Source organism: Alteromonas sp. RW2A1 (genome assembly GCF_001886475.1).
GTDB lineage: Bacteria > Pseudomonadota > Gammaproteobacteria > Enterobacterales > Alteromonadaceae > Alteromonas > Alteromonas hispanica.
Map to the genome: position 1 here is coordinate 2,018,502 of NZ_CP018031.1, position 23,982 is coordinate 2,042,483.

Annotated in this window: 19 protein-coding genes and 2 pseudogenes; 20 read left to right on the forward strand and 1 reads right to left on the reverse strand. The window is 45.5% G+C overall.

Annotation, left to right across the window (positions count from 1 at the left end; translation table 11 throughout):
- The first annotated feature begins 62 nt into the window (after nt 1-62).
- The 17 genes and pseudogenes from BM528_RS09060 to istB form a co-directional block, all read left to right on the forward strand.
- A pseudogene (locus tag BM528_RS09060) lies at nt 63-2,491 on the forward strand (type I restriction-modification system subunit M).
- Complete coding sequence (locus BM528_RS09065; RefSeq protein ID WP_015066545.1) at nt 2,491-3,759, forward strand: restriction endonuclease subunit S; 1,269 nt, start codon at nt 2,491-2,493, stop codon at nt 3,757-3,759. Before BM528_RS09060 ends, BM528_RS09065 begins: the two are co-directional and overlap by 1 nt.
- A 9-nt stretch (nt 3,760-3,768) precedes the next feature.
- A complete protein-coding gene (locus tag BM528_RS09070) occupies nt 3,769-4,932 on the forward strand; it encodes a DUF4268 domain-containing protein (RefSeq protein ID WP_015066546.1) in 1,164 nt (387 codons plus the stop codon).
- 14 nt (nt 4,933-4,946) lie between these two features.
- On the forward strand, nt 4,947-7,964 hold the full coding sequence (locus BM528_RS09075; protein ID WP_061094529.1) for a type I restriction endonuclease subunit R: 3,018 nt from the start codon (nt 4,947-4,949) through the stop codon (nt 7,962-7,964).
- A 22-nt stretch (nt 7,965-7,986) separates the two neighbouring features.
- A complete protein-coding gene (locus BM528_RS09080) occupies nt 7,987-9,072 on the forward strand; it encodes an ATP-binding region, ATPase-like protein (RefSeq protein ID WP_015066548.1) in 1,086 nt (361 codons plus the stop codon).
- 22 nt (nt 9,073-9,094) lie between these two features.
- On the forward strand, nt 9,095-9,646 hold the full coding sequence (locus tag BM528_RS09085; RefSeq protein ID WP_015066549.1) for a MarR family transcriptional regulator: 552 nt from the start codon (nt 9,095-9,097) through the stop codon (nt 9,644-9,646).
- 129 nt (nt 9,647-9,775) lie between these two features.
- A complete protein-coding gene (locus BM528_RS18655; protein WP_000224748.1) occupies nt 9,776-9,949 on the forward strand; it encodes a hypothetical protein in 174 nt (57 codons plus the stop codon).
- Nucleotide 9,950: 1 nt separating this feature from the next.
- Nucleotides 9,951-10,319 carry a metal-dependent hydrolase gene (locus tag BM528_RS09090; protein ID WP_015066550.1) on the forward strand — a complete coding sequence of 123 codons (369 nt, stop codon included), beginning with the start codon at nt 9,951-9,953 and terminating at the stop codon, nt 10,317-10,319.
- A gap of 9 nt (nt 10,320-10,328) precedes the next feature.
- Nucleotides 10,329-11,483: an SAVED domain-containing protein gene (locus BM528_RS09095; RefSeq protein ID WP_015066551.1), complete on the forward strand. Its 1,155-nt coding sequence runs from the start codon at nt 10,329-10,331 to the stop codon at nt 11,481-11,483.
- Nucleotides 11,476-12,666: a nucleotidyltransferase domain-containing protein gene (locus BM528_RS09100; RefSeq protein ID WP_015066552.1), complete on the forward strand. Its 1,191-nt coding sequence runs from the start codon at nt 11,476-11,478 to the stop codon at nt 12,664-12,666. Before BM528_RS09095 ends, BM528_RS09100 begins: the two co-directional genes overlap by 8 nt.
- Complete coding sequence (locus BM528_RS09105) at nt 12,667-13,380, forward strand: hypothetical protein (RefSeq protein WP_015066553.1); 714 nt, start codon at nt 12,667-12,669, stop codon at nt 13,378-13,380.
- Nucleotides 13,381-13,496: 116 nt separating this feature from the next.
- On the forward strand, nt 13,497-15,647 hold the full coding sequence (gene mobH, locus BM528_RS09110) for a MobH family relaxase (RefSeq protein ID WP_015066554.1): 2,151 nt from the start codon (nt 13,497-13,499) through the stop codon (nt 15,645-15,647).
- 48 nt (nt 15,648-15,695) lie between these two features.
- A complete protein-coding gene (gene traD, locus BM528_RS09115) occupies nt 15,696-17,519 on the forward strand; it encodes a conjugative transfer system coupling protein TraD (protein WP_071979586.1) in 1,824 nt (607 codons plus the stop codon).
- Nucleotides 17,520-17,528: 9 nt separating this feature from the next.
- The gene (locus BM528_RS09120) at nt 17,529-18,089 is read left to right on the forward strand and encodes a hypothetical protein (protein WP_000546512.1); all 561 of its coding nucleotides are present in this window, start codon (nt 17,529-17,531) and stop codon (nt 18,087-18,089) included.
- Nucleotides 18,076-18,711, forward strand: coding sequence for a DUF4400 domain-containing protein (locus BM528_RS09125; RefSeq protein WP_000033756.1), 636 nt, complete (start codon nt 18,076-18,078; stop codon nt 18,709-18,711). The genes BM528_RS09120 and BM528_RS09125 overlap by 14 nt, the downstream gene beginning before the upstream one ends.
- Before the next feature lie 271 nt (nt 18,712-18,982).
- Nucleotides 18,983-20,320: an IS21 family transposase gene (gene istA, locus BM528_RS09130; RefSeq protein WP_231401163.1), complete on the forward strand. Its 1,338-nt coding sequence runs from the start codon at nt 18,983-18,985 to the stop codon at nt 20,318-20,320.
- A gap of 205 nt (nt 20,321-20,525) precedes the next feature.
- Nucleotides 20,526-21,257: pseudogene (gene istB / locus BM528_RS09135) on the forward strand (IS21-like element helper ATPase IstB); the annotation flags it as partial.
- 78 nt (nt 21,258-21,335) lie between these two features.
- On the opposite strand, the gene BM528_RS09140 reads toward istB, so the two are convergent.
- Nucleotides 21,336-21,908, reverse strand: coding sequence for a hypothetical protein (locus BM528_RS09140; protein WP_001167481.1), 573 nt, complete (start codon nt 21,906-21,908; stop codon nt 21,336-21,338).
- A 288-nt stretch (nt 21,909-22,196) separates the two neighbouring features.
- Between BM528_RS09140 and traL the strand changes: the two genes are divergently transcribed.
- From traL to BM528_RS09160, 3 genes are read left to right on the forward strand one after another with little or no spacing between them, the layout of a single operon-like run.
- Nucleotides 22,197-22,478 carry a type IV conjugative transfer system protein TraL gene (gene traL, locus BM528_RS09150; protein WP_000433889.1) on the forward strand — a complete coding sequence of 94 codons (282 nt, stop codon included), beginning with the start codon at nt 22,197-22,199 and terminating at the stop codon, nt 22,476-22,478.
- An 8-nt stretch (nt 22,479-22,486) separates the two neighbouring features.
- Nucleotides 22,487-23,101: a TraE/TraK family type IV conjugative transfer system protein gene (locus BM528_RS09155; RefSeq protein ID WP_002042607.1), complete on the forward strand. Its 615-nt coding sequence runs from the start codon at nt 22,487-22,489 to the stop codon at nt 23,099-23,101.
- Complete coding sequence (locus tag BM528_RS09160; RefSeq protein ID WP_020743644.1) at nt 23,085-23,981, forward strand: TraK domain-containing protein; 897 nt, start codon at nt 23,085-23,087, stop codon at nt 23,979-23,981. The genes BM528_RS09155 and BM528_RS09160 overlap by 17 nt, the downstream gene beginning before the upstream one ends.
- Nucleotide 23,982: the final 1 nt, after the last annotated feature.

A 23,982-nucleotide genomic window follows, 5' to 3' on the forward strand; every position in this document is an offset into this window, starting at 1 on the left:
TTTATAGTGAAGCCGTTGCAGCAACCTAGTGGGATGCAACCAACACTGAACAGGAAAAGAAAATGGATCATAGTGTACATAACAAGCTCATCTCATTTATTTGGAACATTGCCGACGACTGTTTACGTGATGTGTACGTTCGCGGTAAGTACCGCGATGTGATTTTACCTATGGTGGTATTACGACGTTTAGATACGTTACTAGAACCTACCAAAGAAGCCGTGCTTGAAGAGGTAAAGTTCCAAAAAGAAGAGATGCAAGCCACGGAGCTTGATGATGAACCATTAAAAGCGGCCAGTGGTTATGTTTTTTACAATACATCTAAATGGACGCTGAAATCCCTGTTCAACACCGCAACGAATAACCAACAGATATTACTCGCCAACTTTGAAGAGTACCTGCTTGGCTTTAGCGATAACGTTAAAGAAATCATTGAATGCTTTAATCTCAAATCGCAAATTCGTCACATGGCCTCCAAGCAAGTCCTTCTTGATGTCGTCGAAAAGTTTGTTTCCCCTTACATCAACCTAACTCATGAAACGGTCGAAGACCCAGATGGCAACAAGATGCCAGCCCTTACTAACCTGGGTATGGGTTACGTGTTCGAGGAGTTGATCCGCAAGTTCAACGAAGAAAACAACGAAGAAGCAGGTGAACACTTTACACCACGTGAAGTGATTGAATTGATGACGCACCTGGTGTTCGACCCAGTGAAAGACCAGTTGCCGCTTACCATGACAGTGTATGACCCTGCGTGTGTAGCGGTGGTATGTTGACTGAATCTCAAAACTTCATTGAAGAGAAATACCCGAACGACAGCCGTGATGTTTACCTTTACGGCAAAGAGATCAACGACGAAACCTACGCGATTTGTAAATCGGACATGATGATCAAAGGTAACAACCCTGAGAACATCAAAGTAGGCTCAACCTTGTCTACCGATGAGTTCGCGGCTTCACGCTTTGACTTTATGTTGTCTAACCCGCCATATGGTAAGAGTTGGGCGTCTGAACAGAAGCACATTAAAGACGGCAGTGATGTGATTGACCCTCGTTTTAAGGTTAGCCTGAAAGACTATTGGGGAAATCTCGAAGTGGTAGATGCCACGCCACGTTCAAGTGATGGCCAGCTGCTCTTCTTAATGGAAATGGTCAACAAGATGAAAGATCCGAGTGTAAGCCCATTAGGCAGCCGGATTGCTTCTGTTCATAACGGCTCATCGCTCTTTACCGGTGATGCGGGCGGTGGCGAAAGTAACATTCGTCGCTTCATCATTGAAAACGACATGCTAGATGCCATCGTTCAGTTACCTAATAACCTGTTCTACAACACCGGCATTACCACTTACATTTGGGTGTTGAACAACAATAAACCTGAGGCACGTAAAGGTAAGGTGCAACTGATTGATGCCAGCTTGCTATACCGTAAGTTGCGTAAGAACTTAGGTAACAAAAACTGCGAATTTGCACCTGAGCACATTACGGAAATTACCGATACTTACCTGGCGTGTATGGATGTTGAAAGAGCACTTGATGCAAACAATGATCCGATCGGCATCGCCAGCAAGGTGTTTAGCAATGACGATTTTGGCTACTACAAAGTCACTATCGAGCGCCCAGATCGCCGCAGAGCCAAGTTCACTCAAGACGCAATAGCCCCACTGCGTTTTGATAAGCAGCTCAGTGAAGTGATGGAGCACGTTTACGCAGAGCACGGCGAACGTGTTTACGAAAAAACTGGCTACGGGTCTGATCAGAAAAAGAGCTTCTTAAAATCCATTGAGAAGGACATTCTTTCTTGGTGTGAAGATAACGACATCAGTCTCAATGCAAAGGCTAAGGCAAAACTGCTCGATGTGAAACATTGGCTGGCGCTAAAAGCATTGCTTGAAACGGCACAAACGCTGATGGCTGATATCGGTAGCAATGAATTTGATGACTTCAATAGCTTTAAAACCCAAGTTGATAAATCACTAAAAGCCCACGCCATTAAGCTTTCAGCACCTGAGAAAAATGCCATCCTAAACGCGGTGAGCTGGTATGACGAAACCGCCAAGAAAGTGGTTAAAAAGGTAGTTAAATTAACGGGTGATAAATTAGACGACCTCCTGGAGCGCTACGAGTGTGAAGTCGCTGACCTGCCAGATTTTGGTTATTACCCCGTTCCTAGAGAAGAAGGCGGTAAAAAGGGCGAGTTCATCACTTACGAAACCAACTCAGACCTGCGAGACACAGAATCTGTCCCGCTGAAGCAAAGCATTTACCAGTACTTCCTAGACGAAGTGAAGCCACATGTTGATGAAGCGTGGATAAACCTGGATACGGTGAAAATTGGTTATGAAATCAGCTTCAATAAGTATTTCTACCGTCATAAACCGCTGCGTAGTTTAGAAGAGGTGGCAACCGACATCATCAACCTGGAACAAAAAGCCGAAGGTCTTATTGCGCAGATATTGGGTGTGAACGTGGCGGAAGTTCAGGGAGAAGCGTAATGGAACGTTTAGCATTGATGCCGAAATATGACGATTATGTAGATTCTGGGGTTGAATGGTTGGGACGAGTACCAGCCTCTTGGGAATTAACACGATTAGGCACTCGCTTTAATGAGCGTAGATCTAAAGTTTCAGACATAGACTACCCTGCACTCTCCGTAACAAAAAAAGGCGTTCTACCTCAATTGGATAATGCGGCCAAAACAAAAGATGGCGATAACAGGAAGCTAGTAAAAGAGGGTGACTTTGTTATAAATAGCCGCTCTGATCGGAAGGGTTCTAGTGGAGTATCTGACAGAGATGGATCAGTATCGCTTATAAATATAGTACTTAAACCAAAAGGGATTCATCCAAAGTTTTCAGAGCACCTTTTGAAAAGTCATGCATTTATTGAGGAATACTATCGTGTTGGACGTGGAATTGTCGCAGATTTGTGGACTACTCGATACGATGAAATGCGGACGATTACTATATCTGTTCCTTCACTAGAAGAACAAACCCGTATCGCCAACTTTCTAGACAAGAAAACCGCTCAAATCGACGACGCGATTGCTATCAAAGAGCAGCAAATTAACCTGCTCAAAGAGCGTAAGCAGATCATCATCCAACAGGCGGTGACCCAAGGGCTTGATCCCAATGTGCCAATGAAAGACTCCGGTGTGGATTGGATTGGGGAGATACCGGAGCATTGGGAAATCAAGCCTCTAAAACACATACTAAAACTGAAAAATTTAAAGATAGAAGCAGGTAAAAGCAATTTAGAATATTTGGGGATGGAGTGTGTTAACTCCTTTGATGGAACAAAGAATGAAATAAAATCTGAAGCCGACGGCCTGTCAACATTTTTTCAAGTTGGGGATATTTTATTCGGTAAATTACGCCCTTACTTGGCAAAAGTTTATGTCGCTGATTTTGAAGGGGTTTGTTCCACAGAGTTTTTAGTGTACGAAGTGAAGAGAGGTAGTAATGCCTTCTTCTCAAAACTAATGCTGTCGAATGGGTTTATTAGTGTGGTTGATGCATCAACTTATGGGTCAAAAATGCCAAGAGCAAGTTCCGATTTTATCGGAAATTTAAATATAGTTAATCCACCATTTGAAGAACAAATTAAAATTTCTTCATTTATCGACAAGCAAAACGAACTTTTTGATATGAATATTTCTCTACAGAAAGCTCAAATCGAAAAACTCAAAGAATACAAAACCACCCTGATCAACAGCGCCGTGACAGGAAAAATAAAAATCACCCCGGAAATGGTTGAGCAATAGGACGCGCATATGTTCACGGTAAATCATCAGACCAATAGGATTAGTCCGGTTAAGACGAAGAGATTCAGTGAGTTGGGCTTTACTGAGCGCAAGCATCTTCAGGAGTGGTTGGCACACGAACCTTCCGCACTCGGTGAAGAGTTGTTGATTATTCAAAAAGAGTTCGATGGCTTTGATGACACCCGTGAACGCTTAGATTTACTGGCACTGGATAAAGATGGCAACTTGGTCATTATTGAAAACAAGCTGGACGACAGTGGCCGCGATGTGGTGTGGCAGGCGCTTAAATATGCCTCTTACTGTGCAAGTTTAACCAAAGCGCAAATCGTTGACATTTACCAACAGTACTTAGACCGCTATGAGCCCGTAACCCGAGAGGTTGACCTGTTAAATGCCCCTGCAAGTGCTTCGGCGAGAATATGTGAATTTTTGGATGCGCCCGATCTGGATGAGTTAAAGCTCAACCTGGGTAACAGCCAGCGTATTATGTTAGTTGCGGCGAACTTTCGCAAAGAAGTGACCAGCACCGCGCTGTGGTTATTGGGTCAAGGCATTAGCATTGCCTGCTTCAAAATCACGCCTTATTCACTGGGTGAACAGCTACTGATTAATATTGACCAGATCATCCCAACGCCAGAAGCGAAAGAGTTGATGATCGGCATTAATGCCAAGGAAGCGGAAGAAAAAACCACCGAAGTGGTACTAAAAAACCGCCATACGGTGCGGCGCGAATACTGGGAGCGTGCCTTAGAGGCGTTTCAGAAAAGCGCTTGCCAACTCTATAACAACATTAGCCCAAGCAAAGATCATTGGTTATCAGCAGGCTCAGGGTTAAGTGGGTGTCCGTATAACCTGATATTTCTGCAAAAAGAGCTTCGAGTAGAGCTTTGGATCAGCCGTGGGGTTACCGAAGAGAATAAATACCTTTTTGACTTGTTGAGTCAGTCCAAACAGGACATTGAACATACTTTTGGTGCAGAACTTGAGTGGATGAGGCTGGATGAGAAGAAATCTTGCCGTATTCAGTTTTCGACCAAAGCTGATGGGTTTAATAAAGATACGTGGCCCCAAGCGGTTGCGTGGCACTTAGAGCAGATGACAAAGTTAGAAAAAGCCTTAAAAGGACCGCTGCAAAAAGCGGCTGAGGCAATGAAACAGAAGAATTTTGATTAAGGGAACTTACAATTATGGTCAGTCAAACCAATGAACAAGCATTAGAGTCGGCCATTGAGAAATGTCTGGCTGGGATCAGTACTGAAGAGCTCAAAGAGGGGCTGAGTCAGCAGTCACTGGGTGCTGGATACTTCATTGGTGCTGCTAGTGACTTTAATATGCAATATGCCATTGATGAACGTTTTTTCTGGCAATTTCTGCAAAAGACACAAGAAGAAGAGTTGGCCAAACTGCAAAAGAACAACTCCTCAGATTGGCAGCGTAAGTTACTCGAACGATTTGACCGACTGATTAAGAAGCATGGCATTCTGCATTTACTTAAGAAAGGGCTAAGCGTAGACGATGCTCATTTCAATTTGCTCTATCCAGCCCCTTTGGCAAGCAGTAGTGAGAAGGTAAAGCAAAACTTTGCAGACAACGTGTTTAGTTGTACTCGCCAAGTGCGCTATTCCATGGCAAATCCCCTACAAGAAATCGACATGGTATTGTTTATCAACGGAATACCATTGATAACGCTGGAGTTGAAGAACGCATGGACGGGGCAAACAGCACGTTATCACGGCCAAAAGCAGTATCGGGATGATCGAGATGCAGCGCAAGCCTTGCTGACCTTTGGCCGCTGCCTAGTGCATATGGCGGTCGATACCGACGAAGTGTATATGACCACCAAGTTATCAGGTGGCAGTACCTTCTTCTTGCCGTTCAATAAAGGTCACAATCTTGGACAAGGCAATCCGCCGAACCCAACTGGCCATAAAACGGCATACCTATGGCAAGAAGTATTCACCAAAGAAAGCTTGGCGAATATTATTCAGCATTTTGTGCGTCTGGATGGGTCAAGCAAAGATCCATTACCAAAGCGAACTCTGTTCTTTCCTCGATACCACCAATTAGATGTGGTGAGAAAATTGGTGGACCATGCCGCCCAGTACGGTGTCGGTCAGACTTACTTAATTCAACACTCTGCCGGTTCAGGTAAGTCTAATTCTATTACCTGGGCTGCTTATCAGTTAATTGAAACCTATCCTGCTTCGTCTGATGTGGCAGGCGGAAAAAGCTTGGAGCAGCCGTTATTTGACTCTGTAATTGTGGTTACCGATAGACGCCTATTGGACAAGCAGCTGCGGGATAACATTAAAGAGTTTTCTGAAGTAAAGAACATTATTGCCCCGGCGAACAAGTCTTCTGAGCTTAAGCAGGCGCTCGAAAATGGCAAAAAGATCATCATAACGACGATTCAGAAATTCCCGTTCATTATTGATGGTATCGCCGATCTTAGTGACAAGCGCTTTGCGGTGATTATTGATGAAGCACACAGCTCACAGTCTGGTTCGGCGCATGACAATATGAACCGAGCGATGGGCAAGTCTGAAATCGAAGAGGCAGAAGATGCTCAGGATAAAATCCTTCAGGCGATGAAATCGCGCAAGATGCGCGGGAATGCATCGTACTTGGCATTTACCGCTACACCAAAAAACAGCACTTTGGAGAAATTTGGTCAGCGCCAAGAAGATGGCTCTTTCAAGCCGTTTCACTTGTATTCGATGAAACAAGCCATTGAAGAAGGTTTCATCTTGGATGTGCTCGCAAATTATACGACGTACAAAAGTTATTATGAGATTGAGAAATCAATCGCTGATAACCCTGAGTTTGATACCAAAAAGGCGCAGAAAAAACTCAGAGCTTATGTAGAGCGAAGCCAGCAAACGATTGATACCAAGGCAGAGATTATGCTGGAGCATTTTGTTCCACATGTCGTGAATGCGAAAAAGCTCAAGGGTAAAGGTAAAGGAATGGTGGTCACTCAAAATATTGAGACGGCCATTCGATACTACAAAGCGATAAGGCGAATACTTGAGGAGCAAGGGAACCCCTTTAAAGTTGCCATTGCTTTCTCAGGAACCAAAGAAGTTGATGGTATTGAATATACCGAAGCAGATATTAATGGTTTTGCCGAGTCAGATACCAAAGATATGTTTGATACCGATGAGTATCGACTTTTAGTGGTTGCTAACAAGTATCTGACTGGCTTTGACCAGCCTAAGCTTTGCGCCATGTATGTGGATAAGAAGCTCGCCAGTGTCTTGTGTGTACAGACATTATCTCGTCTCAATCGAAGTGCGCCTAAATGGGGTAAAAAAACAGAAGACCTGTTTGTTTTGGACTTTTTCAACTCGGTTGAAGATATTCAGTCAGCATTCGATCCTTTCTACACAGCAACGTCATTGTCCCAAGCTACAGATATAAACGTGCTGCACGAGTTGAAAGATGAAATGGACGATGTCGGTGTGTACGAATGGTATGAAGTTGAAGACTTTGTTACGCGTTATTTCAAGAATGAAGACGCCCAGACACTCAGTCCAATCATTGATGTTGCAGCAGCACGGTTTGACCATGAGCTGGAGCTTGAAGCTGAAGCTAAAGTGGACTTTAAGATTAAAGCCAAGCAGTTCGTGAAAATCTATGGGCAGATGGCGTCTATCATGCCTTATGAAATGGTCAGCTGGGAAAAACTGTTTTGGTTCCTGAAGTTTTTAATACCGAAATTGAAAGTGGAAGATCCCGATGCTGATGCTATTGATGAGCTTCTCGATTCTGTCGATCTGAGTTCATACGGTTTGCAACGTGTGAAGCTTAACCACAGCATTAAACTTAGTGACCAAGAAGCGGAGCTTGATCCTCAAAATCCGAACCCACGTGGGGCGCATGGCGGTGAAAAAGAAACTGACCCGCTGGATGAAATCATTCGCACATTTAATGAACGATGGTTCCAAGGCTGGAGTGCCACACCTGAAGAGCAAAAGGTTAAGTTCGTGAACATCGCTGAGAGTATCCGCAATCACCCAGATTTTGAATCTAAATACAAAAACAACCCAGATCCTCATAATCGAGATTTGGCCTTCGAAAAAATGCTCAAGGAAATTATGCTGCAACGCCGTAAAGATGAACTTGAGCTCTACAAGTTGTTCGCAGGAGATTCAGCATTTAAAGCCTCGTGGACGCAAAGTATGCAACGAATGGTAGGTATGTAGGTAGGTAGAAAGGAGTGATGGTTTGCTGAAGGCAGTCTCAGAGTTATTAGATGGGTCACCAGGCCTGAAAGGACGTCAAATTGCCAAGGAGCTAGGGCTGGATAAGTCCCAAGTGAACTCGTTTCTTCACAAAAACCAGGATACGTTTGTGAAAAACTCAAATCATGAATGGTGCTTGATACGGGCTCAGCATGTGGAAATTGATTTCGGTACAGGTTGGATTGATGAGAAAGCCTTTGAGAGTGCTATCGGTAAGCTTGCGTATCAAAAAGATGCAAACAAGATAACATTTAGATTCGGCATCGATTGTAAGTTTTTGCTGATAGCATTGGCCCGTTTTCTTGCTCTCGCGAATCAGCTTACTGCTAATGGGAAGGATGTGGTGATGGATACTACAGCATGTCCTAATACTCACAGTTTTTTCAGCAGAAATGGCTTCTTTGATTATCTTAATCAAAGTGTCACTTGTCTTCCTGAAAGGCCCGTTTTGTCAGCTGCTAAAACTTATCGGGATAATAGCGATACCTTGGTCGAACTAGGCGAAATTGCACAGCCAATCCAAAACAAGGAGCTTGTAATTCGTTTGGGCGACAGGTTTGTAGAGCATTCTTCAGCTAGCTATTTCTTAGCGGCTAAGACTGTTTTTTCAGAGCTTGTAGGCAACGTTACTGATCACAGTGAATCCAAAATACCTGGACTAGCAGGTCTGCAAGTGTATCGACCGTATAATAAACCAAAGCATATTCAAACAGTCATATCCGACTCTGGTTTAGGTATTGCCGCTACTTTGAGAACAACGTTACAAAGTGAACATCCGAAGTTGTACGCACAGTTTTCAGCGGAAACTGTTGAGAATGACATTGCGCTCGTTCAAAAAGCATTTACATCTGGTGAGGTTAGTCGCTTTGGTAAAGGCCGGGGGTTAGGCTTCAAGAGTAGTCGAGAGCACGCTAGTAAAGAGAAAGTTATCATTGTTATTAGGCAGCTCACTTTCTCATTGGCTTTGGAATACTCGAAGGGTCAACTCATCAATGTTTCTGAAGATCGAGGGTTGTTCCCTATCACAGGAACCCATATCTGTTTTGACTTCTATGTTGACAATTTCTGATAAATAGTGTCAACTTAAGCAGATGAAACAGTTAACTCATAAAATTCTTCTTTCAGAAGTCGTAGGTTCTGACCATGCCTTTGGTAACGATGAAGGTAGTGAAGCCTATGTGAAGATTAAAAAGATCGTTGATGGTCACCCATCATGCGATATTTTTGCTATCAGCTTGGAAGGCATTCGATTCACTGATGCTTCATTTCCTCGTGAAAGTGTAATCTCGTTGGCTAAAGCATTGAAAGGAGAAAAAGGTTTTTACCTTTCTAATGTACCGAGTCGTGACCTTCTGGATAATTGGTCTTATGGCGCTACAGCCAAGGATCAACCTCTTCTAGTAAAGAGCGATAGCGGTTACGAAGTACTTGGTATAAAACTCAGTGCGACTGTCAAAGAGCTTCTAGATTTTGTTATTGCAAAAAAGACAGTGACTTCGTCACATGTATCTAAGCACTTTGACATTTCAGCACAGAATGCCAGTGGTCGATTGAAGAAGCTTCATGCTACAGGTCTTGTGTTAGGTCAAAAAGAAGTGGCAGAGTCAGGTGGACTGGAATTTGTCTACCGATCAATTTTGTAGTTTTTTTTGATTTTCTGGTTAATCTGCTTGCGTTAAGCAGAATTGAAGTTTATTATTTGATCAGATCCTTTGGATCTTTTTTATTAATATCTGATAAATGTGATTAAGTTAAGCAGAATAGGAGGCTTTATGGCTACAAATCCCCCATCAGGTGACGGACACAGAAACGGTGCCGTTAAAGGTAGATCTCAGACTCAGACGCCAAGCGGACATTGGGTAAAGCGAGATGCTGATACTGGTCGATTCATGGATGTAAAGACATCCGACAAAACACCTTTTAAAGGTGTCAGGAAGGAGAAATAGTTTGGCTAATGGTAAAACCCATTTGGCCGTCGGGGCTGCGGTTGGTTTAACCGTTGCCTTTGCGGACAACAAAAAACAAGCTGTCAGTCACCATCCTGTAACTGCCATTACGGTTGGCTCTCTATTTGGCAAGCTTCCAGATATTCTGGAACCCTCTTTGGGTAACCCTCACCATCGCCAGTTTTGCCACAGTCTATTGGTGTTAACTGCACTAGGTGTTGGTCTCAAACATTTGTATGAGTGGCAACCGGAAGAGGCAATTGATAAGTGTCTTCGCGGGCTGGGGCTAATCGCCGGATGTGCTTATGTAAGCCATTTGCTCTGTGATGCGACAACACCGCGCTCACTTCCGTTAATTGGCAAACTATAGGAGTTTTGAATGGTCGTTGAAGTCACGAGGCACATTAAACGCCCTGTTGAGCGAGAACTTTGGGCTCGTGCCGCTGCGCGTTGTCAGTTTAGCGGGTGTAATAAGTTGCTATACAAATCAGCGGTGACCCAGGAATCGGTCAATGTCTCTCAAAATGCTCATATTTACGCATTTTCTGAGAATGGGCCTCGTGGTTGGGGACTCTTTAAAACTAAGCCAACCAGCTTGAATGACGTCAGCAACCTCATGTTGATGTGCTATGACTGTCACAAAAAAATTGATCAGAAAGGCAGCGAGGATAGGTATCCAGCCGATCTCTTGATTAGTTGGAAAATGCAGCATGAGCAACGTATAGAAATACTCACAGGCATTGATCCTGATCGCAAATCAAATGTTGTTTTATATGGTGCCAATATTGGAACTGAAAGATCACCGATTAATTATCACGGTTGTGTTGAGGCAATGTTTCCGAATTGGTATCCGGCAACTGAAAAGCCAGTGACCCTATCCATGGTATCAGAGCTGAAGGATCACTCTGAACAATATTGGCAAGCAGAGTCGCAACACCTAACGAAGCGTTTTCAAAGTAAAATTTCATCGATTATCGAAGAGGATTCATGTAAGCATTTTTCATTGTTCGCGTTAGCTCCTCAACCATTGTTAATAAAACTTGGCGCTTTGCTCACCGACAAAATTGACGTCGAGACTTATCAGCTGCATCGAGAGCCTAAAGGCTGGTTTTGGCAAGACTGTTCAGATGATTTTGAGTACATCATCAACAGACCTCAGAATATGGAGGGAAAGCCAGCCCTGGTACTTTCTTTGAGTGACCATGTGTCGCATGAGCGAATTACTCGGGTTATAGGGCCAGATACATCGATTTGGGAAGTGACTATCAAGCAGCCTCATAATGATTTCATGCAGTCAAAGCAGCAGCTCTCCTTGTTCAGAAAGTGCATAAGAAAGCTGATTGTTGAAATCAAAAATACACACGGGGATGCGACGCCACTGCAAATTTTTCCTGTGATGCCAGTATCGTGTGCCGTCGAATTAGGACGGGCCAGAATGCCTAAGGCTGATATGCCATGGCTTATTTATGACCACGACATAAAAACACAACAATTCGTAATGGCAGTCGAGCTTCGAGGAGATCTACATGAGTAATACTAAAAGTAACGACGTTCTAAACACAATTCTGGAAAAAATTGAGCTACCAGACAGTGCTTATGAAAAGGCTGAAAAACGCTATAAGGATCTAGGTGATTGGTTACATCGCCCAGAGTCAACATGCGTGAATTTTGATCCCCACGTGTTTTCTCAAGGTTCCTTTCGTCTAGGTACGGCGATTAGGCCCGATTCAGAAGAACAGTATGACCTAGACATGGGGTGCAATCTTCGGCGTGGCCTGGATAAAACGTCTATCACTCAAAAGCAACTAAAGCACCTAGTGGGTCATGAATTAGAGCTTTATCGAAACGCCAGAGGAATTAAGGAAAAGCTAGCCGAGAAGAAACGCTGTTGGCGCTTAGAGTATGCCGATGGGCTTAGCTTTCACATGGACATAGTTCCGTGTGTGCCAGAGAGTGATACAGGAAGAGGACTGTTGAAAAAGCGGATGGTCGAAAACTCTAAGTTTGATGAAAACTTGGCTCAAAACGTGTCTCAGCTTGCAGTTTCGATTACCGACAACACAGATTCCACTTATGCAGTTGTGAATGAAAACTGGCGTATCAGCAATCCTGAAGGATATGCTCGATGGTTTGAAACGCGCATGAAGACGGCACGGTTAGTGATAAACGAACGTGAAATGCGATTTAAAGCCAGTATAGATAGTCTGCCATATTATCAATGGAAGACACCCTTACAGCAGGTTATCCAATTATTGAAGCGTCATCGTGACACTATGTTTAAAAACAATGAGGATAGTAAGCCAATATCGGTAATCATCACTACATTGGCGGCTAAATCGTATAAAGGTGAAAGTGATTTGGCTTCAGCGTTGAATACGGTGCTCTCCGAGATGGATGACCATATTTCTGCACAAGCGCCAATGATTCCGAACCCAGTCAACCCAGCCGAAGATTTTGCAGACAAGTGGTATGACGAAAAATCTGCTCAATACCGATTACAAGAAAACTTTTATAAATGGCTGTATCAAGCTAGAGCTGACTTTAGTGCTCTTTGCTCAAGTGATGATACGCAACGAATAGTAAATGCGGCGCAAAATGGTTTGGATTTGAAGCTTGATTCAAGTTCGGTAGCACGTCTATTGGGTATTCCTGCGGTGACAACAAAACCAACTTTCGCAATTCAATCATCTGATCCAAAGCCATGGTTTAAGCAATAGATGAAGCACTGGAAGGCTGTGGGCCTAGAGGCTTTTCTCTCGGCCTATCCGAACATTAGATTAGTAGATGTCCATGCAGATAAGATTGAGTTGCAGGGAGAGTATCAGTTAAAAGCACAGCTAGCTGGAAGTCGGTTTATTGAGCGAACATTTTCTCTAAGGATTGTATGCCCAAGTGAGTATCCTAGGGCTTTACCAGTGGTGTTTGATACAGCTGGTTACTTTCCTCGTAATCAGGACTTCCATACTTACTCTGATGGATCATTTTGTCTTGGCTCAGACCTGAAAATTAAGTCAATTTTGAAAGCCGACTCGTCATTGACAACCTTTTTCGAAAAGATTGTTGTCAGGTTTCTTTATTCGGTGTCCCATAGGGTTGAATTTGGCAACTTTCCCTATGGCGAACTGGACCATGGTGAGAAAGGCCTGATTGATGATTATTCTCAGTTGTTCAATGTTAATGGTAAAGCATCGGTTCTACGGGCACTGAAAGCGTTAGGTTTGCGCAAGCGTGAGGCAAATAAATTACCTTGTCCATGTGGTTGTGGTGATCGTCTTGGCTCGTGTGACTATCGGTTTGTCTTGAACGAGTTTCGTCAAGTTGAGCGCCGCCGATGGTTTCGCGATCACCTACAAGAAGCTTTTACACCGATTGAAAAACCCAAAAGGAGAGTTGGGAAAAAAACTAAAAGGCCAAGTAGAAATACGCCTTAGCTTAATCAGCTCCCTCAGCATTTTTTGGCGTATGTGTTAATACATATCGGATTTTTTAGTCTAATCAACCGGCAACGCCAGATTGAACCTTCACACTATCGTGTCGGAGGTTCACTATGTTCAAAAAACTATTTTTTCAAACCAAAGCACTACCAGAGCTGTCATCGCAACTGGATGCAGACATTCCACGCTATCCGCCATTCCTGAAGGGGTTGCCAGCTGCGTCACCCGAGGATTTGCAGTCCACACAAGACGAGCTAATTGCCAAACTGCGCCAAGTACTTGGCTTTAATCAGCGTGAGTTTCAAAGGCTGATTCAGCCCTGCATTGATCATCTGGCTGCTTATGTTCATTTGTTGCCAGCTTCTGAGCATCATCATCACAGTGGCGCTGGTGGTTTATTACGTCATTCGTTGGAAGTTGCTTTCTGGGCGGCACAAGCTGCTGAAGGGATCATCTTTGTTGCCAGTGGCACACCGGTTGAGAAAAAAGAGCTAGAGCCAAGGTGGCGTGTTGCGGCGGCATTAGGCGGTTTGTTCCATGATATTGGTAAGCCTGTTTCAGACTTGTCCATTACAGACGAAGATGGACGCTATCAGTGGAACCCTTTTTTAGAGACCTTATCCCAGTGGACCAGTAACAACAGCATTGAACGCTATTTCATTCGCTGGCGCGACGGACGGTGCAAGCGGCACGAGCAATTTTCAATTTTGGTATTAAACCGGGTGATGACACCTGAGTTGCTCGCCTGGTTAACCCAACCGGGCCCTGAAATTTTGCAAGCCATGCTGGAAGCAATTGGCAATACCGATCCCGAGCATGTCCTGTCCAAATTGGTTATTGAAGCTGACCAAACCAGTGTCCAGCGAGACCTGAAAGCTCAACGCATTTCCGTTGACGACAATGCCCTTGGAGTCCCAGTCGAACGCTATCTACTTGATGCCATGAGGCGATTGCTTGCCAGTTCCCAGTGGTTGGTCAATCAACGAGATGCCAGAGTTTGGATACGAAAATCGAATCAATCAACCGATCTTTACCTGGTTTGGAAAAGCGCGGCTAAGGACATCATTGAGCTATTGGCTAAAGACAAGATACCTGGCATTCCAAGAGATCCCGATACCCTTGCGGACATCCTCATTGAGCGAGGATTGGCCACTAAATCCGCCTCAAATGAGCGATATGAAAGCCTTGCCCCTGAAGTACTGATCAAAGACGGCAATCCAATCTGGCTACCCATGCTGCATATATCTGAGGCCGATTTATTGTTCAGCTCGAATGTACCAAGTAGCGTGAGACTGTTTAGCAAATCTGAGTGGGAATCAACACAGCAAACACAAGCAGAGCCACAGAGTAGCTCCAGTGAGCAGCCAGGCTTGCCTGAAGCGTCATCATCAATCGAACTCAGTAATTCGGATGAGTCGCCATCGTCAAAATCGTCCGACCAAGATGATGAACTTCGTCATGCCAGTGATGTTAATCACCTTGAGGAAAATGAAAACGTTCCGGGTGATGGATGTGAAAAGCCTAACAATTCATATGATGGCGCTATCTCAAATAACGTAAACCAGTACGATGCAGATTCATTGAATCTCCCTGAATCTTTGGCGTGGCTCCCAGAGGCCAGCAGTGCGTTGATTATGGTTGGTGAGCAAGCCCTGATCCGCTATCCCGATGCCGTAAGACCTTGGTGTGCCCCCCGAAAACTACTTGCTGAACTCAGTCGATTAGATTGGCTTGAACTAGATCCCGCAAACCCGACACGTAAGGCCAGAACTGTGACTACGAAGGATGGCGTTCAGGAGCAAGGGTTACTACTGAAAGTATCGATTTCTAAGGGGCTTACTGCACTGATAGACATCTCCAAACAAGACGAAGAATCAGTGGCAGCAATTCAGAACAAAGAGGCTTCACAGCGTCCGAGTCGAACTGAGACAACCAGTGCCCAAGCAAAAGAGCTCGCCACAAGAGCTGAGCGCAAGCAAACGCCGATTGCGCCCAATGCGAACTCAAGTACAGACCCCAAACACGCACAGCGGCAACAGATGGTTAATTTTGTGAAAGATTTGCCCATCTTACTGACCGATGGCGATTACCCAGACGTGGATCATAGTGCCGATGGTATTCGCGTCACGATTCAAACCTTACGTCAAGTCGCCAAGGAGCATGGCATTCCAGCCGGACAGCTGCTTCGGGGGATCTCGGCCAGTGACCAATGCCAGTTTGATGAGGGGGAAACGGTTCTGTTTACCGCTCACGCTAAACGTTAATCCATTTGAAATTAAGTGGATTGCAAACGGTTATTTTGCGGAGCATGAATGAAAGAAAACGCATACGAAATGCCCTGGCGCACGAACTATGAGGCCATGGCAGCAGCAGGTTGGCTGGTGGTTGGGGCCACTGGGGCGATTGCCGCAGAAATGCTGACTGAGCTACCACCTGAGCCATTTTGGTGGATGACAGGGATTTCCTCGGGCATGGCGTTGTATCGCCTGCCTGAGGCTTACCGTCTTTATAAGTTGCAGAAGGGGCTAAAAGGCAAACCATTGGCATTTATGGCGCTGTCGCATTTGCAAAAGGTAATGGCAAAACATCCTGATGAATTGTGGTTAGGTTATGGCTTTGAGTGGGACCAACGCCATGCCCAACGCGCTTATGAAATCCTAAAGCGGGATAAGCAAACCTTGCTTAACCAAGGTCACGGCAAACAAATGGGTTCGACCTGGATTCATGGTGTCGAGCCCAAAGAAGAAGATGTGTACCAGCCAGTTGGTCACACCGAGGGGCATACCTTAATTGTCGGTACGACCGGTGCCGGAAAAACCCGATGCTTTGATGCGATGATCACTCAGGCCATTTTGCGTAATGAAGCCGTGATTATTATTGACCCTAAGGGAGACAAGGAACTTAAGGATAATGCGCAGCGAGCCTGTATTGCCGCCGGTAGTCCTGAGCGCTTTGTGTATTTTCATCCGGGTTTTCCTGAGCATTCGGTACGGCTTAATCCCCTTAGAAACTTTAACCGGGGCACTGAAATTGCCAGCCGAATTGCGGCACTAATCCCATCTGAAACCGGTGCTGATCCATTTAAAGCCTTTGGCCAAATGGCATTGAACAACATAGTGCAAGGTCTGTTGCTTACGTCACAACGTCCTGATCTGAAAACCCTGAGACGATTCTTGGAAGGTGGCCCAGAAGGTTTGGTAGTAAAAGCCGTCACGGCTTGGGGTGAGCAGGTATATCCGAACTTTAGTGTGGAGATTAAGCGCTTTACCGAAAAGGCCAATACCTTGGCAAAACAAGCCATGGCGATGCTGCTTTTTTATTACGAACGCATTCAGCCCGTTGCCGCCAATACCGATTTGGAAGGGCTATTGAGTATGTTTGAGCATGACAGAACCCACTATTCCAAGATGGTGGCTTCATTGATGCCGGTGCTCAATATGCTCACTTCAAGTGAACTTGGCCCACTGCTATCACCGATTGCAAACGATGTGAATGACAGCCGGTTAATTACGGATTCTGGCCGTATTATCAACAATGCCCAAGTGGCCTATATCGGGTTGGATTCATTGACCGACGCCATGGTTGGCAGCGCCATTGGTTCGTTGCTTTTATCCGATCTCACGGCTGTGGCCGGTGACCGCTATAACTATGGTGTTGAAAATCGTCCCGTAAATATCTTCATCGATGAGGCTGCTGAAGTCGTCAACGATCCCTTCATTCAACTGCTCAACAAAGGCCGTGGCGCAAAAATGCGTTGTGTGATTGCTACTCAGACCTTTGCTGATTTTTCAGCTCGTACAGGCAGCGAAGCTAAGGCCCGTCAGGTGTTAGGTAACATCAACAACCTGATAGCTCTTCGGGTGATGGATGCCGAAACGCAGCAGTACATTACCGACAATCTGCCTAAGACTCGGTTGCAGTACATCATGCAAACTCAAGGTATGTCGTCCAACTCGGACAGCCCCGCGTTGTTTACCGGCAATCATGGCGAACGCTTGATGGAGGAAGAAGGCGATATGTTTCCACCGCAGTTATTAGGCCAGCTTCCCAACCTGGAGTACATCGCCAAGCTTTCAGGTGGCCGCGTGATCAAAGGCCGCATTCCTATTTTAACCAGCTCTACACAGGCAGCATAAGGAGTCTGTATGCATCATTCTGTCTGTCTGAAAATGACAACACTTACCAGTAAAGAAATGCTCGCTCAGTGGCAGCAACATAACCCCCAGTTCAAGGAAACCTTAGGACTGCTTGAAACCGACTGGCCTCATGCTTTGGCCTCGGTGTATTGCTTGGCGGACTACTTAACGGATGCGTTCACGTTAGATGGCCATTCCATCTTTGATTTGTGTCTGTGTAATGGTTTGGGCAGTTATGAAGAAGTCAGTTGTGATGATGATAGTGTACGCCTTTGGCATTTCATTGAGGCACTGACCTGGACTGCCGCCAGTGCTTTAACGGGGATTCGCCTGCGTGATCCTGACCATTTCGAGTGGGCCGCCGTAGATGGTGTGTATTTCTACTCCTGGATTCGTAATCGTCCAAATCGGATGGCGTATCTGGCTGAAGGACGTATTGATATGCGTTATGTCAGTGGCCATACATCGACAAAGCGGCTTCAACAAGTGATTAAAGCCCGGATTATGACTCCAACCGTTGCAGCCATGCTGGCGCGAGTTGAAGAGGATGTTTGGCATGAGCAAGCATAAGTCGGTTTGGCTGCTGTGTCTGGCACTGATGCTGGAGATTATTGCCATTGGCGTGTTAGTGCCCGGTGATTGGACTGGCCGGGTCATCAGTAAAGAGAAGCAGATGATCCAAAACCAATTGGGCGCACAAACAAGCTATTGGATTGGTCAAACTAGCCATCGCTGGTATCAATCATGGGTTGTGGATACGCAGATGGAGCAATCTGTGCGAGATTTTCTAATCCCCACTGAAGAGCAGCGACTGCGCTCTAAAGGGATGGAGAACATGGGAGGCTTTTGGTTTGTCTGGGTAGAAGACCGTATTCAGGCATTTTTTGATGTGTTGTACCAAGTGTTCACTCGATTTGCTTTACTGATGGTCTGGTTGCCCTTTGCGCTTATTCTCATGTTACCGGCGTTGTGGGATGGCTTAATGACCTGGAAGATTAAGAAGACAACCTTTGATTTTTCGAGCCCTATCATTCACCGCTACAGCATGATTATCCTGGGTTCAGGCGTCATCTTGCTGTTTATGGGATTGTTCGCCCCGCTGGCTATTCCACCGGTGGTACTACCGTCGATGATCATCGGCTTGGCATTGATGGCAGGGTTGGCGTTAAGTCACTTGCAGAAGAAGATATGAGGCCAGTTGGGCCTCATCTTGTAGAGCTAAAACCTTACGCCTACGGTATTGCCGTTCTCGTTGCGTATTTTTCCCAACCGTGAACACCAATTTTTCTCTAGCGTGAACACCTAATTTTCTTAACTGTGAACACTGATTTTTGCCTAAGCGTGAACACTTTTTCCGCATGACAAAATTTAGTGTTCACGGTAAGCAAAAATCCCCACCCCTTCTTGCAGGTCAGTTTTTAACCATTAACCTGCGCTCCTTTGTTTAACCCTCAGGAGCCGTTATGAAAACGAAGAAGATCTCTATGCAGAAAATCAAAGAAATTCTGCGCCTCAAATACGGCGCCGACCTCTCATCCAGGCAAATATCCCGTAGCCTGAATATATCAACGGGGGCTATCTCAAAGTACCTCAATCGAGCCGATGCGGCTGGCATTGGTTGGCCTTTGCCAGAGAGCATGACAGAGCAACAAGTTTTAGCCATCCTGCAGCCGTCACGAAAACCAAGAAAGGACACGGTCACCGTGTTTGCGGAACCCGATTTCAATGCAATTCACGATGAGTTGGGGACCAAGGGAATGACACGACAATTGCTGTGGGAAGAGTACACACAAGACCACCCCAGTAATCACTATAGCTATTCTCGCTTCACCGTTCTGTTCAAACGTTGGCAGGGCTCACGCCAGCTATCGATGAGACAAACACACCTAGCTGGCGAGAAGATGTTTGTCGATTATTGCGGGCCGACCATGGATGTCATTAACCATCAAACGGGCGAGGTACGTACTGCCCAGATTTTTGTCTCCGTCCTGGGCGCCAGCTCTTATACATTCGTTGAGGCGACATGGTCACAAAGCTTGCCTGACTGGATTGGTTCCCATGTTCGAGCATTTAACTTTTTTGGTGGTGTTCCGGAGGTGGTTGTGCCAGATAACCTGAAAAGTGCCGTTAGCAAAGCCTGCCGCTATGATCCTGACCTAAACCCTACCTATCAGCAACTTGCAGAGCACTACAATGTTGCCGTCATCCCAGCTCGCCCCTACAAACCAAAGGACAAATCTAAAGCAGAGGTCGCGGTTCAAGTGGTTGAGCGGTGGATCATGATGCGCCTGAGAAAGCAGCCATTTTTTACTCTCGCGTCACTTAATCAAGCCATTCGTTTTTTGCTGGCAGACCTCAACAACCGCCCGTTTAAAAAACGTCCGGGATCTCGCCAATCTCAATTTGAAAGTATTGATAAGCCTGCGTTAAGACCGTTACCACCATCCCCCTATGAGTACCTTGAGGTTAAAAAGGCCAGAGTTCATCTTGATTACCATGTGGAATACGACGGTCACTTCTACTCCGTACCATATCAACTGGTAAAACAAAACGTGATGATTCATGCAAGCCGAACCACCTTGACCATTAATCATCAGGGAAAGCAGGTGGCCCACCACCCGCGAGCCTTTAAACACGGCCACACGACTGACACCACGCATATGGCGAAGGCGCATTTGAAGCATCAAGAGTGGTCGCCTCAGCGGTTTGTGTTATGGGCAACCCGAATTGGCGAATACACGACATTGGTGGTTGAGCATCAACTTGGGGTTCTAGGGATTTTCCCCTCTAAAGTAACATAGAATGCTACAGGCTTTGTATTATATAGCCTCCAGCTGTGGGTTACTTTCGTTTCCAAGCTTAATGAACCAAATAGACAAAACGGTTCAGGAGTTCTTTATGCAAGTCATGCAAATGGATACCTTCACGCTGAGGCTAGAAGCCAAATCTATTGGTGATGAGTGCTGATTTTAGGCTAAACTGAACTCCGAAACTTGAGTTAATAAAACACGCACTCAGCTAAACAGTTTGCGATTAACCGGTATGGCTGAGGCTCTGTCTCAGCAGTGTGATCAACCCAATACCTATGAGGAGCTGAGCTTTCTCGAACGACTCGCACTCTTGGTTAATCATGAAATCACAACCCGAGATAACCGTAAAATTGCACGCCTGTTACAACAAGCCAAACTCCGAATCAATGCCCAACCATCAGACATTGATTACCAAACCAAGCGTGGTTTAAACAAAAGCACCGTCGCACAGCTATTGCAGTTTGACTGGGTTAAGCAGCATCGAAATATTCTGATTGAAGGGCCAACAGGCACAGGCAAAACATTCCTGGCCTGCGCCATGGGGCAAACTGCTTGTGAACAAGGAATCTCCGTGCGCTACTACCGGGCCAGCAGACTACTTGAAATGCTCACGATCGCACACGGTGACGGTAGCTTTGGTAAAGTGCTTTTACAGTTGCGGAAAACTGAAATCCTGATCATAGATGACTGGGGATTGGACGCCCTAAAGCGGCAGCAAAGAATGGACTTAATGGAAGTGATTGAAGACCGGCACGGAATCGGATCGACAATCATTACTAGCCAACTTCCAACCAATCATTGGCATGAAACTATTGGCGATCCAACACTTGCTGACGCCATCTTAGATAGGCTTTTACACAACGCCTATAAAATTAGTTTGAAAGGAGAATCCATGCGTAAAAAACAAGCGAATCTTGACCAACTGTGAACACTTAAGGTAAAAGTGCCGCATCTGCAAGAATAAGGGGTGGAAGTGTTCACGCTAAGCAAAAATCAGCGTTCATAGTTATAAAAATACGCACTCGTCTTCAGCAGGCAAATGGTAAGTATCAATAAGGTGGCCTTGAAGCCAAATATATTGAGGCATCCAAAACGAGTACTGTCGTATAAGAGCCAATACTTCTTTTAACGGTTTGTTTGCATGAGGCTCGGCAATACGAAAGTACATGAATGAGCAATAATCTCGAAAATACTCATGAAGCTCTGAATCCGATAGCGTTTCTTTTAGCGGCCTGTTTTGTTCGTCGTCCTCATCAGGGGAATTGGCATAAATTTCAAATAGCTGCTTTTCAGTGAGCATCTCCAAGAAGTGGTCTTCAATTAAAACCCCATCACTGGTATCGACGTCCATACCATCTTTGACATCAAAAGCCATGACACATCCAGAAGATAACGCCACTTCTGATGGTTTCAGTAAGTCATTAGCTAGCACAACTTGATGCCAATGATTAAAACCAGCAGATACTGCAACTTCATCGAGTGCTTGAGTGTGTGGAATGGATTTTTCACGTTTAAGCTTTCGTGCTTTTTGCTTTAAACGTTCAACCGAGGCAGAGGAAATGATTTTAGTAATTTGCATTGAGTTTCTCCTATTAGCGAATACGGTGCCCACTGCCGAGGTCGCAGAAAAAACCTAAGCAAAAAATAAATTTGATATGCATGTCGTCCCGTCCGGGTTTGCTAAAGTGGGCAGCTGGTCTCGACACGACCAATAACCCCATCATATCAACCGCATCAAAAAGATCAATTGTTAGTATTGTCTGAGTAGAACCCTCAAAACCTTCAAGAATTCGGCATCTAGCTGACCACTGAACCTACCAATCCCAAGGCATCCTTCACTTCTCAATTCAAACAACGAGGAGTGACTATGGAACCTGTGAATATTCCATCCTATATCGATGACCCGCCGCACTTCCTGCTTTGGAGTGCCGATGAGATGGCTCCCATTCTGTTGGGGCTAGTGATCGGCATTTTTACCGGTAATGCCTTGGTTTTATGCCTGTTGGGGTTGGTGACAACCAAGCTCTATCGGCGTTTTCGTGATGGTCGCCCAGATGGTTTTATTCTTCACGCCATCTACTGGGCCGGGCTGTTGCCAACCAAAGCCAAGACAATCCCTAACCCATTTATCAGGAGCTATCTGCCGTGAAGTTCGACGTGTTTTTAAAATCATGGCAAGGCACGCAATTAGAGAACCGATGGCAACGGTTCCTGATTGCGGTGCTGGTGCTATCTAACTTGCTGCTTGCGGTAGCGGCATTTTCTCGCAATACCGTGGTGGCCATTCAACCACCAACCTTGTCTGAAACGGCTGAAGTGTCACGAAACCAGGCCAGTCAGCCTTACCTGGAATCTTGGGGACTCTACCTGGCTGAGCTTATGGGCAACGTGACGCCGGGCAATGTGTCCTTTATCCGGGTTGCTATCGAGCCGCTACTTTCACCTGCGGTGTACCAGCAAGTGGTCGATGCACTGGAGATTCAGGCAAGACAGATCCGTGAAGACCGAGTCACGCTCAAATTCCAACCCAGACAAGTGGAGTATGAGTATGAAACCGGCCATGTCTTTGTGACCGGTTATTCCTTGGTCTCTGGACCATCTGGAGATGAGCAGCGCCAAACTCGCACCTATGAGTTTGATATCGACATTGAGCAATACCGTCCAAAACTTAGCTGGATGGATACGTATGAGGGGCAAGCTAGAACGAAGCGAGTTCGTGAAAAGTTGACCCAAGAGCAAAACCGGAGGGTGAATGATGCGAACCAAAATTAGTCGATGGATGATACCAAGCTTAATCGCAATGAGCTTGAGTGGCGTCCTGTTATCTCAAGCTTCTTATGCAGACGTGGAATTGCCGATTGTACCAGCCAGTGTGATGAAGCAGTCTGCTACTGCAAATCCACCGGTTCAAAGCAATTCGGTTGCAGCGGATACGCCAACAATGCTACTGATGACACCGGGGGTTAATGAACTGATCCCTGTAGCACTTGGTCATCTGAATCGGATTGTGACGCCGTTTGAATCGCCTCAGGTGAGAACAACCAGTGATGCTCAGACGCAAATCAAGGGGAATGTTGTATATGTAGCCACGGACAAAGAATCACCGGTTTCACTTTACATCACTCCGCCTGGTCAGGAAGCTCCCGCATTATCTGTCACCTTAGTACCTCGTCGTATTCCACCGCGTGAAATCACCTTAGCTATTGATGGTCAGCAGTGGCCTATTAAGGGCGTCGTGAACCGAAAAGCCGCCACTTGGGAAACGGCTCAGCCATACGTCGATAGCTTACGTGATTTACTCAGACGCCTTGCACTAAATGAGTTACCACAAGGCTATGACATCCGTTTAGCTGGCCAAACTGACACAAGCCCGAAATGTTTTCAGCCTGGCTTAAAGTTTGGTTTTAAACAGGGGCAAATTGTGACGGGACATTACTTCACCGTCTATGTAGGACTGGTTGAAAGCTTTGCCGATGAGCCGATAGAAGCCAGTGAGATAGCCTGCAATGCACCAGGTATAGTGGCAAGCGCCTACTGGCCTCGCAATATCTTGTTGCCGGGCGAAAAGACTGAGTTGTATGTGGTTGTTCGCAATCATCGTGAAGAAGCGGTGGAAAGTCAGCGACCTTCGCTTCTTGTAGGAGGTGAATAAC

Coding starts and splice junctions, on each gene's coding strand:
- BM528_RS09065 (WP_015066545.1), top strand. CDS start 2,491: ATGGAACGTTTAGCATTGATGCCGAAATATGACGATTATGTAGATTCT.
- BM528_RS09070 (WP_015066546.1), top strand. CDS start 3,769: ATGTTCACGGTAAATCATCAGACCAATAGGATTAGTCCGGTTAAGACG.
- BM528_RS09075 (WP_061094529.1), top strand. CDS start 4,947: ATGGTCAGTCAAACCAATGAACAAGCATTAGAGTCGGCCATTGAGAAA.
- BM528_RS09085 (WP_015066549.1), top strand. CDS start 9,095: ATGAAACAGTTAACTCATAAAATTCTTCTTTCAGAAGTCGTAGGTTCT.
- BM528_RS18655 (WP_000224748.1), top strand. CDS start 9,776: ATGGCTACAAATCCCCCATCAGGTGACGGACACAGAAACGGTGCCGTT.
- BM528_RS09095 (WP_015066551.1), top strand. CDS start 10,329: ATGGTCGTTGAAGTCACGAGGCACATTAAACGCCCTGTTGAGCGAGAA.
- BM528_RS09100 (WP_015066552.1), top strand. CDS start 11,476: ATGAGTAATACTAAAAGTAACGACGTTCTAAACACAATTCTGGAAAAA.
- BM528_RS09105 (WP_015066553.1), top strand. CDS start 12,667: ATGAAGCACTGGAAGGCTGTGGGCCTAGAGGCTTTTCTCTCGGCCTAT.
- mobH (WP_015066554.1), top strand. CDS start 13,497: ATGTTCAAAAAACTATTTTTTCAAACCAAAGCACTACCAGAGCTGTCA.
- traD (WP_071979586.1), top strand. CDS start 15,696: ATGAAAGAAAACGCATACGAAATGCCCTGGCGCACGAACTATGAGGCC.
- BM528_RS09120 (WP_000546512.1), top strand. CDS start 17,529: ATGCATCATTCTGTCTGTCTGAAAATGACAACACTTACCAGTAAAGAA.
- BM528_RS09125 (WP_000033756.1), top strand. CDS start 18,076: ATGAGCAAGCATAAGTCGGTTTGGCTGCTGTGTCTGGCACTGATGCTG.
- istA (WP_231401163.1), top strand. CDS start 18,983: ATGAAAACGAAGAAGATCTCTATGCAGAAAATCAAAGAAATTCTGCGC.
- BM528_RS09140 (WP_001167481.1), bottom strand. CDS start 21,908: ATGCAAATTACTAAAATCATTTCCTCTGCCTCGGTTGAACGTTTAAAG.
- traL (WP_000433889.1), top strand. CDS start 22,197: ATGGAACCTGTGAATATTCCATCCTATATCGATGACCCGCCGCACTTC.
- BM528_RS09160 (WP_020743644.1), top strand. CDS start 23,085: ATGCGAACCAAAATTAGTCGATGGATGATACCAAGCTTAATCGCAATG.